10 protein-coding genes are annotated in these 12,639 nt (G+C 66.3%); 1 reads left to right on the top strand and 9 read right to left on the bottom strand.

Features of this window, described 5'->3' with window-relative positions:
- The 9 genes from ACQR0W_RS09180 to rimP all read right to left on the bottom strand — a co-directional run bounded on the left by ACQR0W_RS09180 (nt 1) and on the right by rimP (nt 11,138).
- On the bottom strand, nt 1–471 hold the full coding sequence (locus tag ACQR0W_RS09180; protein ID WP_315716920.1) for a GNAT family N-acetyltransferase: 471 nt from the start codon (nt 469–471) through the stop codon (nt 1–3).
- 140 nt (nt 472–611) lie between these two features.
- A complete protein-coding gene (gene pnp, locus ACQR0W_RS09175; protein WP_316186520.1) occupies nt 612–2,768 on the bottom strand; it encodes a polyribonucleotide nucleotidyltransferase in 2,157 nt (718 codons plus the stop codon).
- 362 nt (nt 2,769–3,130) lie between these two features.
- Nucleotides 3,131–3,400: a 30S ribosomal protein S15 gene (rpsO, locus tag ACQR0W_RS09170; protein WP_009025947.1), complete on the bottom strand. Its 270-nt coding sequence runs from the start codon at nt 3,398–3,400 to the stop codon at nt 3,131–3,133.
- A 2-nt stretch (nt 3,401–3,402) separates the two neighbouring features.
- Nucleotides 3,403–4,509: a tRNA pseudouridine(55) synthase TruB gene (truB, locus tag ACQR0W_RS09165; RefSeq protein ID WP_316186522.1), complete on the bottom strand. Its 1,107-nt coding sequence runs from the start codon at nt 4,507–4,509 to the stop codon at nt 3,403–3,405.
- Entirely contained in the window at nt 4,509–4,925 is a 417-nt protein-coding gene (rbfA, locus tag ACQR0W_RS09160; protein ID WP_315716923.1) for a 30S ribosome-binding factor RbfA, read from the bottom strand. The genes truB and rbfA overlap by 1 nt, the downstream gene beginning before the upstream one ends.
- Nucleotides 4,926–5,085: 160 nt before the next feature.
- On the bottom strand, nt 5,086–7,845 hold the full coding sequence (infB, locus tag ACQR0W_RS09155; RefSeq protein ID WP_315716924.1) for a translation initiation factor IF-2: 2,760 nt from the start codon (nt 7,843–7,845) through the stop codon (nt 5,086–5,088).
- 94 nt (nt 7,846–7,939) lie between these two features.
- Nucleotides 7,940–8,653, bottom strand: coding sequence for an RNA-binding protein (locus ACQR0W_RS09150; protein WP_315751781.1), 714 nt, complete (start codon nt 8,651–8,653; stop codon nt 7,940–7,942).
- Between the two features lie 80 nt (nt 8,654–8,733).
- Nucleotides 8,734–10,356 (bottom strand): transcription termination factor NusA, encoded by a 1,623-nt coding sequence (nusA, locus tag ACQR0W_RS09145; protein ID WP_315716926.1) that lies wholly within the window; start codon nt 10,354–10,356, stop codon nt 8,734–8,736.
- A gap of 14 nt (nt 10,357–10,370) precedes the next feature.
- The gene (gene rimP / locus ACQR0W_RS09140) at nt 10,371–11,138 is read right to left on the bottom strand and encodes a ribosome maturation factor RimP (protein WP_316186523.1); all 768 of its coding nucleotides are present in this window, start codon (nt 11,136–11,138) and stop codon (nt 10,371–10,373) included.
- A 424-nt stretch (nt 11,139–11,562) separates the two neighbouring features.
- On the opposite strand from rimP, the gene ACQR0W_RS09135 reads away from it, so the two are divergent.
- Nucleotides 11,563–12,639: a DUF2336 domain-containing protein gene (locus ACQR0W_RS09135; RefSeq protein WP_316186524.1), complete on the top strand. Its 1,077-nt coding sequence runs from the start codon at nt 11,563–11,565 to the stop codon at nt 12,637–12,639.

The raw sequence follows: 12,639 nt of genomic DNA, 5'->3' as shown, positions 1-12,639 counted from the left end.
TCAGGAGGCTGCCGCCTGACCGTCACGCTTCCAGCGATAATATTTCATGATCCGGCCGTGCAGCGGGTCAGCTTCCTCCTTTTCCAGCACGAAGCCCTCGCGCTCGTACCAGCGCCACGCCTTGTCGTTGCCCTTCGCGCAGCGCAGCCACACTTCGTCGGGGAGCAGCTCGCGGGTGAAGGCGAGCAGCCGGCGGCCGAGCGAGCGGCCCTGATGGGACGGGGCGATCATCAGCTGGTCGAGATAGAGCGTGGGGACGTTGATCGCGAGCATCGCCGCGAGGCCGCCGCGGTCGTCGGCGACATACAGGCTCCAACCGCCGGCGACTTCACGCGGCACGCGCTCCCTGAGGACCGCGAGCAGCCTCTCGCTCTGCGCTTCCAGGCCCGTCGAACACCAGCTCTCCATCCAGAGCCTGGCGACGGCGTCGTATTCGTCCGGGCGGGCAGGGCGGATGATAGGATGGTGCATGTGGGTGACCTTAAGCGGGGTGACGGCCTCTGCATCCGCAGCCGTGACCCGGGACGCGCGAGGGTGCGCGACCAATAGGACAACAAAAAAGGGCGGCTCGAAAGCCGCCCTTTGTGTTTCACTCGAATGGTGCCCCGGCTTTACTCGCCGGCGGCTTCGCGCGCCTCGGCGGGCGCGTCCTTCTGCTTGGCCTCGAGATCCTCGCCGGTGGTCTGGTCGACCGCCTTCATCGACAGCCGGGTCTTGCCGCGGTCGTCGAAGCCGAGCAGCTTGACCTTGACCTTGTCGCCTTCCTTGACGACGTCGGTGGTCTTCTGCACGCGCTTGTCGGCGAGCTGCGAGATGTGCACGAGGCCGTCGCGGGTACCGAAGAAGTTCACGAAGGCGCCGAACTCCATCACCTTGACGACGGTGCCGTCATAGATCTGGCCGACCTCCGGATCGGAGGCGATCGACTTGATCCACTTGATGGCGGCCTTCATCGCCTCGCCGTCGTTGGAGGCGACCTTCACGGTGCCGTCGTCCTCGATGTTGACCTTGGCGCCGGTCTTCTCGACGATCTCGCGGATCACCTTGCCGCCGGTGCCGATCACTTCGCGGATCTTGTCGGTCGGGATCTTGAAGGTCTCGATGCGCGGCGCGTATTCGCCGAGCTCGGCGCGCGCGGCGGTCAGCGCCTTGGACATCTCACCCAGGATGTGGATGCGGCCTTCGCGGGCCTGGCCCAGCGCAACCCGCATGATCTCCTCGGTGATGCCCTCGATCTTGATGTCCATCTGCAGCGAGGTGATGCCGCTCTCGGTGCCCGCAACCTTGAAGTCCATGTCGCCGAGATGGTCCTCGTCGCCGAGAATGTCGGACAGCACGGCGAAGCGGCTGCCTTCCAGGATCAGACCCATCGCGATGCCCGCAGTCGGCCGCTTCAGCGGCACGCCTGCATCCATCAGCGCCAGCGAGGAGCCGCAGACGGTGGCCATCGACGACGAACCGTTGGACTCGGTCACCTCCGACACCACGCGCGTGGTGTAGGGGAACTCGTGATGCGGCGGCAGCACCGGGTGGATGGCGCGCCAGGCGAGCTTGCCGTGGCCGATCTCACGGCGCTTGGTGCCGCCGAGACGGCCGGTCTCACCGACGGAGTAGGGCGGGAAGTTGTAGTGCAGCAGGAACGTCTCTTTGTACGTCCCCGACAGCGCGTCGATGTACTGCTCGTCCTCGCCGGTGCCGAGCGTGGTTACGACCAGCGCCTGGGTTTCGCCGCGGGTGAACAGCGCCGAACCGTGGGCGCGGGGCAGCACGCCGACCTCGCAGACGATGTTGCGCACCGTCTTGGCGTCACGGCCGTCGATGCGCTTGCCGGTGTCCAGGATGTTCCAGCGGACGATCTTGGCCTCGAGCTCCTTGAACACGGCGGCGATCCGGAGCTTGTCGTATTTCGGCTCCTGCCCCTCGGGGAAGAAGTAGGCCATCACCTTTTCCTTGACGGCGCCGACGGCAGCATAGCGCTGCTGCTTGATCGGAATCGCGTAGGCGTTGCGCAGGTCCTGCTCGGCGATCCCGAGCATCTCCTTCTCGATCGCGCCGTTGTCGATGATCGCGACGTCGCGCGGCTCCTTGGCGGCCTTCTCGGCGAGCTCGATGATCGCGTTGATCACCGGCTGGAAGTGACGGTGACCGAACATCACCGCACCGAGCATGATGTCCTCGTTGAGCTCCTTGGCCTCCGATTCCACCATCAGCACGGCGTCCGAGGTGCCGGCGACGACCAGGTCGAGCTGGGTGTCGGCCATCTCGTCGAGGGTCGGATTGAGGATGTATTCGTCATTGGCGAAGCCGACGCGGGCCGCGCCGATCGGGCCCTTGAACGGAACGCCCGACAAGGTCAGCGCGGCCGACGCGCCGACCAGCGCCACGATGTCCGGATCGTTCTCCATGTCGTGCGACAGCACGGTCACGATCACCTGGGTCTCGTTGCGCCAGGCATCGACGAACAGCGGGCGGATCGGGCGGTCGATCAGGCGGGAGACCAGCGTCTCCTTCTCGGTCGGACGGCCCTCGCGCTTGAAATAGCCGCCGGGAATGCGGCCCGCGGCGTAGGTCTTTTCCTGATAGTCGACGGTCAGGGGCAGGAAGTCGACGCCCTCGCGCGGCGCCTTGGCGGCGACGACGGTCGCGAGCACGACGGTCTCGCCATAGGTGGCGACGACGGCGCCGTCAGCCTGACGGGCGATCTTGCCGGTTTCCAGCTTGAGCGGACGCCCACCCCAGTCGATCTCGACGGAATGCTTGGTAAACATGGGTATCTTCTTTCATGAGATGATCGAAGGCAGACTCCCCGGAAACAAAAAAACCATGCGCAAGATTGCAGGGCGCTGGAAAACGATCAGCGCCCTGCGATCCTGCCATGGTTTTCTTATTTCGGATGGCGTCCATCCTTCTCGTAAATAACGGGCACCTTGCCCGTTACGCCCAGCGGCCGGATTGCTGCTGAGGCGTACTGCATGGTCCGGGAAGGATCAGGCGAAGAGCGTATCTGCCTCTTTCCAGATCCGGCCGGACCGCATGATCCCGGACTCGCGAACGCCGCGATCGAAGCGGCGTCCTCGGCATCATGCCATCAACGCGCGCTGGACTGCGCGCGCTCATTCCAACGCGAAGCTCAACGACGGATGTTGTGCTTCTCGAGCAGCGCCTTGTAGCGCGCCTCGTCGTTCTTCTTCAGATAGTCCAGCAGCGAACGGCGGGTCGACACCAGCTTCAGGAGGCCGCGGCGGGAGTGGTTGTCCTTGCCGTGGGTCTTGAAATGGCTGGTCAGGTTGTTGATGCGTTCCGACAGGATCGCAACCTGCACCTCGGGAGAACCGGTATCACCGGCCTTGGTGGCGTTCGCCTTGATGATTTCCGCCTTGCGCTCTGCGGTCACCGACATCGTCAGTCTCTTTCGTTGCGACCGGAGCTGGCAGTCAGTCCGGTCAGGTTGAACACGCGCTTGGGGATGAGTTCGCCATTGCCAATTTCGGCAAGCGCCAGAAGGCGGCCTGCGACCGTGACATAGACTGTGCCGCTACTATTGGGCGCATCCCGTCCGCGCAACAAAACGGCCTGGCCCCTGTGGAGCCTTGCCGCATCAGCCCGAGTGACGGCCAGTGCCGGGATGTCGTCCAGCGCGGTCTCAACGGGCAGGAGTGCGTCGGCGAGGCTTCCCTCACCGGACGCGGCTCTATTGCACAAAGCCTCCAACTGTTCCAGCGGAATCATGTCGTTCTCGGTAAACGGACCCACCAGGGTCCGCCGGAGCGCGCTGATATGGCCGTAACAGCCGAGGAGGCGGCCCATGTCGCGGGCCAGCGCCCGGACATAGGTTCCCTTGCCGCATTCCGCCTCGAATACCGAATGGTCGGGGTCGGGCTGGTCGACGAGGGTCAGTTCATGGATCTCGACCGGGCGCGGCTGGAGCTCGACGACCTCGCCGTCGCGGGCGAGATCATAGGCGCGCTCGCCCTGGATCTTGATCGCGGAATAGCGCGGCGGCGTCTGCTCGATCCGGCCGGTAAATTGCGGCAGTAGCGCCCGGATCGCCGCGGCATCCGGCCGGCTGTCGCTGGTCTCGACGACCCGTCCTTCGGTGTCGTCGGTATCGCGCTCCTCGCCCCAGGTCACGGTGAAGCGGTAGCGCTTGCGGCCGTCCATCACGAAGGGAACCGTCTTGGTGGCTTCGCCCAGCGCGATCGGCAGGCCGCCGGAGGCGAGCGGATCGAGCGTGCCGGCATGGCCGGCGCGCTTGGCCTGGAACAGGCGCTTCACCACCGCCACGGCCTGGGTCGAGGTCATGCCGATCGGCTTGTCGAGCACGACCCAGCCATGGACGTCGCGACGATCGCGGCGCGGCTGGTTGCCCTGACCGTTCCCTTGGCGCGGCTTGTTGCGCGGATCGTTGTTGTCGCGCGGCGGGCGTCCGTCGGCAGAATGGATCGTCTTGGCCGCGGTCGGTTCGGCGCTCGGCGCGTCGACAGTGCCGGTTTCGGGGGGAATGGTCATCAGCTCTCTTCCGAATCCGAATTGAGGTCTCTCTGCACCGCGGGTGTTCGCAGTAATTTCTCGATCCGTTCCGCTTCGTCGAATCGCTCGTCGACGCGGAAGCGGATGTCAGGTGCAAATTTCAGGTTAACGCGCCGCGCGATGTCGCCGCGCAGGAACTTCTTGTTGCGCTCCAGCGCCGTGAGCACGACGTCCGTATCCTGTCCGCCGAGCGGCATGATGTAGATCGTGGCGAGCTTCAGGTCGGGCGACATGCGGACTTCGGGCACCGTAATGATGTGTCCCTCCAGGTCCGGGTCGTGCACGTCACCGTGGCTGAGAATGTCGGCGACAGCGTGACGCACGGTCTCGGCCACGCGCAACTGACGCTGCGAGCCGCCGGAAGCGGCGCTTCCCCTCTGGTGATGGCGAGGCATTTTTCAAAAATCCAATGGATCGTCGCCCGGCGTGAGCACGGGCGAGAGGATCATTCTGATTGAGTTCAACGACGCTTCGTTAAGTTCAAGAGGCGCGGCGATTCCGCAGGTGCACGGAATCGCTGCTCGCTCGAATTGCAGCGCTCTGTAGGATTCGGACTTACAGCGAGCGCTGGATGGTCTCCACGCGATAACACTCGATGACGTCGCCGACACGCATGTCGCCGTAGCTCTCGAAGGCCATGCCGCATTCCTGGCCGGCCTGCACTTCCTTCACTTCGTCCTTGAAGCGCTTCAGGGTCGACAGCTTGCCCTCGTGAACCACGACGTTGTCGCGGATCAGGCGGACATTGGCGCCGCGTTCGACAGTGCCGTCGGTGACGCGGCAGCCGGCGACCTTGCCGACCTTGGAGATGTTGAACACCTCCAGGATCTGCGCGTTGCCGAGCATGGTTTCCCGAAGCGTGGGGGCCAGGAGGCCGCTCATCGCCTTCTTCACGTCATCCACGAGGTCGTAGATGATGTTGTAGTAGCGGATCTCGATGCCGTTGCGCTTGGCGAGTGCGGCCGCTTCCTTGTTGGCTCGCACCGAGAAGCCGATGATCGCGGCGTTGAAGCCTTCGGCCAGCGTGACGTCGGACTCGCTGATGCCGCCGACGCCGGCATGCAGGATGCGGGCGGCGACCTCCTCGGTGCCGAGCTTCTCCAGCGAGCCGAGAATGGCTTCCAGCGAGCCCTGCACGTCGGCCTTGATGATCAGCGGGAATTCCTTGCGGCCCACAGTCTTCAATTGCGACATCATCTGTTCGAGCGAACCGCGCATGCCGGAGATCGAGGCTGCCGCGTTCTCGCGCTTCTGATGCGCGCGATAGCTGGTGACCTGGCGGGCACGGGCTTCGTTCTCGACGACGGCGAGACGATCGCCAGCTTCCGGCGGACCGTTGAAGCCGAGCACCTCGACCGGCACCGACGGGCCTGCCTCCTGCAACGTCTCGCCCTGGTCCGAGATCAGCGCGCGGACGCGGCCCATCTCGGCGCCGGCGACGATGATATCGCCGACCCGCAAGGTGCCGCGCTGAACCAGCACGGTCGCGACCGGGCCGCGGCCGCGATCGAGCTTGGCTTCGATCACGGTCCCTTCGGCCGGGCGATCCGAATTGGTCTTGAGGTCGAGGATGTCGGCCTGCAACGCGATCATCTCGAGCAGACGATCGAGATTGGTCTTGTTCTTGGCGGACACCTCGACGTCGACGACCTCGCCGCCCAGCGATTCGACCTGCACCTCGTGCTGGAGCAGCTCGGTGCGGACGCGTTCGGGACGGGCGTCGGGCTTGTCGATCTTGTTGATCGCCACGATCATCGGCACCTTCGCCGCCTTGGCGTGGTTGATCGCCTCGATCGTCTGCGGCATGACGCCGTCATCGGCCGCGACCACCAGCACGACGATGTCGGTGACCTTGGCTCCGCGGGCGCGCATCGCGGTGAACGCGGCGTGGCCGGGCGTGTCGATGAAGGTGATCTTCTTGCCGGAATCCGGCGCGGTCACCTGATAGGCGCCGATGTGCTGGGTGATGCCGCCGGCCTCACCCGAGACCACATTGGCGTGGCGCAGCGCGTCGAGCAGCGAGGTCTTGCCGTGGTCGACGTGGCCCATGACGGTGACGACCGGCGAACGCGGCTCGGTGTCGGTCGAATCGTCGACGACGTCGAACAGGCCCTCCTCCACGTCCGAGGCGGCGACGCGCTTGACGGTGTGGCCGAGTTCTTCCGCGATCAGCTGCGCGGTGTCGGCATCGATCACGTCGGTGATCTTGTGCATCGCGCCCTGGCGCATCAGCAGACGGATCACGTCGACCGCGCGCTCCGACATGCGGTTCGCCAGCTCCTGGATGGTGATGGCTTCCGGAATCGTCACCTCGCGGACGAGCTTCTCCTTCTGCTCGTTGGCGGCATGGCCCTTCAGGCGCTGCGTGCGGCGGCGGAACGACGCGATCGAGCGCTCGCGCACATCGTCGGCCGTGAGCGCCGTGACCACCGTCAGGCGGCCGCGCTGCTTCTGCGGGCCCGGCTTGTGCGTGGTCTTCGGCGGCGGCGCGGGACGTGCGGCTCCGCCGGGACCCCTGCGGATCTGGCGCGGACCCTCATCCTCGTCCGGACCGGCGGCAACGGCCGCCGGCGCGCGGCCGAGCGGACCGCCGGCGGCAGGACGTGCGCCGGCCGGGCGTGCGCCGGCCGGCTGAGCGCCACCGGGCCGCGAGCTCGGACCACCAATCTGCTGCGGCCGGCTGCCCGGTGCGCCGACGGGCCTGCCGGGGGCGGGCGTCGAGCGGGCCGGTGCGGCTGCGGCGGGCTGGGGCGCGGATGTCGCCGGACGGGGCGCCTCGCCTTCACCGAACCGCTTCTTAGCTTCGAGCTCGGCCTTGCGCTTGGCTTCCTCTTCGTGACGGTGCCGCTCTTCCTCGGCCTTGCGGCGCGCCTCGGCAGCCTCGCGCTCGGCGCGTTCGGCGGCTTCGCGCTCGGCGCGGCGGCGGGCTTCCTCTTCGGCTTGGCGGCGTTCCTCGATGTCGCGCACGCGGGCATCGGCCAGCGCGCTGGCGCGCGCCGAGCGCTCGTCCTCGGTCAGGGTGCGGAGCACGACGCCGGACCCGCCGCGCTGCGACGAGCCGGATGGGCGCGGTCCGGATGAGCGCGGCGATGGCGGGGGCGGCGGCGCCTTGGCGACGGTCGGCTCCGGTGCATGCGGAGCATCGGGCCCCCCATCGCCGACGCGGCGCTTGCCGCGCTTCTCGACCACCACCTGCTTGCTCCGGCCATGTGGGAAGCTCTGGCGTACCGTGCCGGTCTCGACGCGCGGCTTCAGCGTCAAGGTCTTGCTCGGGACACTCAGTTTCTTGTCGCCCGGAGTGTTGTTGTCGGCCATTCAGTCGTCCTAATCTCGTTACCAGCGTGCGGGCTACCGCACCGTCTCATTCGTGCAATCGTCGCGATGTCTTCGTAGCTATGGCTTCAAAGTGCTATGTCTTCGAAGTCGAAGCAGATTTCGTGGCCGCGGTTCCGGCAATCTTGTCAGCGTCGGCCGACCGGTATCGGACCAGTGTCTGGCTGCGCGACAGGAATGTCCTGCTCGCCGGGCCTGCGAGCACGGCAGCATGTATCACATTTGAGCGCCCAAGTGCCAAATCCAATTCTGCCGAAGTGAGACAGCAGATGATCGGAATTGTCGGGGCTTGGTCCTGACCCCCGTCGTTCGGCCGCACCAGCGCGTCGAGCTTGCGGATCCCGTCGGCTGCGCCGTCCGCGGCATGGACGAGGGCTGCCAATGTCGACCGTGATGGCCGCTGCGACAGCGCCGCTTCCACCTTGGAGAAACCGGAGACGACCTGACCGGCCTTGGCGGCAATCCCCAGCGCTTCGATCGCGCTGCGGGCCAGCAAGGCTTCCAGGTCTTCGGCAAGGGTTGGCGGGACGCGGACGTTGGTCTTGAAGCCTCGGCTGAAATGGTGACGCCGCACCGCCTCCGCAACCGCCTGGCGCGAGGCGGTGATCCACAAGCCCCGTCCGGGCAGCTTGCGCTTGATGTCGGGCACGACCTCGCCCGACGGGCCGACGACGAAGCGGATCAGCTCGCCGATCGGCCGCACTTCGCGGCTGACGGCGCACATGCGCATGGTCGCGGACTTCTCGGTCCGCGGTCCATTGTCGAGCTCGGGGTCGGCCAAAGCGAGCATGCGGTGATGCGGCTCCTCATCTCAAGCGAGCTGGGTCAGGGAGGGGGTCATCGTGGTGTCCATGGGACGAGCCAAGCGGGTCAGGCGGGCTGTCCTTCGGTCGTTTCGTCCTCATTCTCGGGTTCGGCTTCGGCCTTGGCGAGGTCAGCCTCACTGACCCAGCCGGCCTTGACGCGGGCCTGCATGACCATGGCCTCGGCATCGTCGCGGGAGATATCGAGACCGTCGAGAATGCCGGGGAATTTGGTGGCTTCGCCACCCTCCTTGCGCTCGGTCCAGCCGACCAGATCGTCGGTCGCGCAGCCCGCGAGGTCCTCGACTGTCTTGATGTCGTTCTCGCCGAACTTGACCAGCATCTTGGTGGTGACGCCGGGCACGTCCTTCACCGCGTCCTCGACGCCGAGCTCCTTACGCCTGGCCTCGAGCTCGGCTTCCTGCTGCTCGAGGAATTCGCGGGCGCGGGTCTGCAGCTCGGTCGCGGTCTCCTCGTCGAAGCCCTCGATGCCGGCGAGATCCTTGAGGTCGACCAAGGCGAGCTCCTCGACCGAGGTGAAGCCTTCGGACGCCAGCAGCTGGCCGACGACCTCGTCGACGTTCAGCGATTCCATGAACACGCGGGTGGAATTCTCGAAATCGGCCTGGCGGCGCTCGGATTCCTCCTGCTCGGTCAGGATGTCGATGTCCCAGCCGGTCAGCTGCGAGGCGAGGCGGACGTTCTGGCCGCGGCGGCCGATCGCCAGCGAGAGCTGGTTGTTGGTGTCGGGCACCACGACCTCGATGCGCTCGCGGTCCTCGTCGATGACGACCTTGGCGACTTCGGCCGGCGCCAGCGCGTTGACCACGAAGGTCGCGATGTCGGGCGACCACGGAATGATGTCGATTTTCTCGCCCTGCAGCTCGTTCACCACCGCCTGCACGCGCGAGCCGCGCATGCCGACGCAGGCGCCGACGGGGTCGACCGAGGAGTCGCGGGAGACAACGCCGATCTTGGCGCGCGAGCCGGGGTCGCGAGCGACCGCCTTGATCTCGACGATGCCGTCATAGATCTCCGGCACCTCCTGCGCGAACAGCTTGGCCATGAACTGCGGATGGGTGCGCGACAGGAAGATCTGCGGGCCGCGGGTCTCGCGGCGGACGTCGAAGACGTAGGCGCGGACGCGGTCGCCGTTGCGGAACACCTCGCGCGGCAGCATCTCGTCGCGGCGGATGATCGCCTCGCCGCGCCCGAGGTCGAGGATCACGCTGCCATATTCGACGCGCTTGACGACGCCATTGACGATGTCGCCGATGCGGTCCTTGAACTCCTGGTACTGCCGGTCGCGCTCGGCCTCGCGCACCTTCTGCACGATGACCTGCTTGGCCGACTGCGCGGCGATGCGGCCATATTCCAGCGGCGGCAGGGTGTCGGCGATGGTGTCGCCGATCTGCGCGCCCGGGTTGGCGCGGCGCGCGTCATCCAGCGAGATCTGGTTGGAGGGGTTCTCGACCTTCTCGACCACCAGCATGTGGCGCGACAGCCGCAGCTCACCCTTCTTCGGATCGATCTCGGCATGAACGTCGGTCTCGCTGCCGTAGCGGGCGCGGGCGGCCTTGGCGATCGCGTCTTCCATCGCCGCGATCACGATGCCGCGGTCGATCGACTTCTCGCGCGCGACGGCGTCGGCGATCTGCAGCAGTTCCAACCGGTTGGCGCTGACGGCCATGGCTCAAATCTCCTCTAATCAGGATCGATCTCGCCTCTGCGCGCGCGATCGGCGGCGAGGCGATGTTTCTTGGTATTGGTCGGCAGCGGCTTCTTGGCCGGCTTGTCGTCTTTTGCTTTCGGCTTCGGCTTGGGCTTCGCCTGGGCCGCCGGCTTGGCGTGCGGCGCCAGCGGTGGGACGATTCCAAGCTCGCGCTTCTTCTCGCGCTCGGCCGCCTTGCCGCGGCGCATGGATTCGGCGATCAGCTCGTCGGTCAGCACCATCTTGGCGTCGCCGATGTCGGCCATCAGCAGCACGACATCCGGCTCCTGGTCCTTGGCCACGTCATCGCGGGTGATGCGCACGCCGTCGCCTTCGACGCCGGCGATGATGCCGCGGAAGCGTTTGCGGTTCTGATGTGCCACCGCCATCTCGATCTTGACGAGATGACCGATGTGACGTTCGAAATCGGAGCGGCGGACCAGCGGCCGGTCGATGCCCGGCGAGGAGATCTCGAGCCGATAGGCACGGTCGATCGGATCGGCGATGTCCAGCACCGGCGACAGCGCCCGCGACACCGCCTCGCAATCCTCGATCTGCATCGTGCCGTCGGGACGCTCGGCCATCACCTGGACCGTGCAACCACCTTCGCCCGAAATGCGGATCCGCACCAGGCGGTACCCCATTCCCTGCAGCACCGGGTCGGCCACCGCCGCCACGCGCGCCGCGACGCCCGGCTCGACGACGAGGCGGGGCTCGGTCAGGAGGTCGGTGTCAGCGGTTGCGAACGTAGGTTCCGTCATCGAGGCGTCGATCGCGTGTCTTGCTTGGTTGGGCCGTCGGGCCTGTTCGATCGCGCTCACCGGACCGATCCCGCCCGTGGCGGAGCGATCCAGGTAACAAAAAAGAGCGGGTCCGGAAGGGCCCACCCTCACTACGCGATCGTATATGAGATGATGTTTGATGGCGCTCATATAGCCGCTTTGCCGCCTGACGGCAAGGGTCGTGTCGCCTCAAACGGCGCCTGGAACTGGGAATTTGCTCCGCGCCAGGACTGCGGATCGGATCGTTTTCCCCGACCGGGAACGGCCGAATGCCGCAGGGTCTAACCCTTCATTCACCAAGATCGCTTAAAAATGAGCTGAGTTCGTGCTTTTCGCCCCCGTCGTCGTGCCGCACGGAGTGGAGCGCACGGAAACGTGTCGCGTTGCGTATCGAGTAGACGTCATGACCCCGGCAACCGCGCTGATCCCCGGCCTCGGCGGGATCGTCAGGCAGGGCAATGCTGAACGCGGCCTCGAGGCCACGCGCCGCATCGCCGACCTGTTCTTCGAGGATGCGACGAAGCTGCGTCCCGAGCACATCAATCTGTTCGACGGTCTCCTGATCGATCTGGTCCCGTTCGCGGATCTGCCGACGCGGATCGATCTGGCGGAGCGGTTGTCGCGGCTCCTCAAGGCGCCCCGTGCCGTCGTCAGCCGGCTGGCGCGCGACGACGAGGTCGCGGTGGCGGGGCCGCTGTTGCGCCGTTCGCTCGTGCTCGACGATCCCGTGCTCATCGCTATTGCGCGCGACAAGAGCCAGGGTCATTTGCTCGCGATGGCAGAGCGGACGCGCCTATCGGCCGATACGACCGATGTGCTGGTGCGCCGTGGCGATCGCGACGTGGTGCGGCGGGCCGCTGCCAATGATGGCGCAGCGTTTTCCCCGCGCGGCTATGCCGCGCTGATCCACCGCGCGAGTTCAGACGGCGTGCTGACGCTCACGGTCGGCCGGCGCGCAGATGTTTCCGACGATCATCTGAAACAACTGCTGGCCGGCTCGCTCGATGTCATCAGGCGGCGGCTGTTCGATGTCGTGCCGCCGGACAAGCAGGCGAGGATCAGGCAGGCTCTCGCCGAACTCGCCGATGCGGCGCGTACAGCGCATAGCACGCGCGATTTCGTGCCGGCGCAGCGGACCATCCTGTCGCTGTATGAAGCCGGTGCCTTGGACCAGTCGGCGTTGTTCGGCTTCGCATCCGAGCACAAATACGAGGAGGTCATCGCGGCGCTCGCCGCAATGACGGGATTGAAGATCGCGACGCTCGACCGACTGGTGTCGGGCGATCGTCACGATCCGCTGCTGATCCTGGGGCGCATGATCGGGCTCGATTGGCGCACCGTGCACTCACTGATCCTGCTGCGCCTCGGACCGAAACGCGTGCCGGCGCAGCGCGATATCGATGCGATCAGGGTCAACTACGCGCGCCTGCTGCCATCGACCGCCGAACGCGTCGTCGCGTTCTGGAAGACACGACACTGA

Origin of the sequence: Bradyrhizobium sp. HKCCYLRH1034 (genome assembly GCF_051168375.1) — a bacterium.
Lineage (GTDB): Bacteria > Pseudomonadota > Alphaproteobacteria > Rhizobiales > Xanthobacteraceae > Bradyrhizobium.
This window is presented reverse-complemented; position numbering and strand designations above follow the sequence as displayed.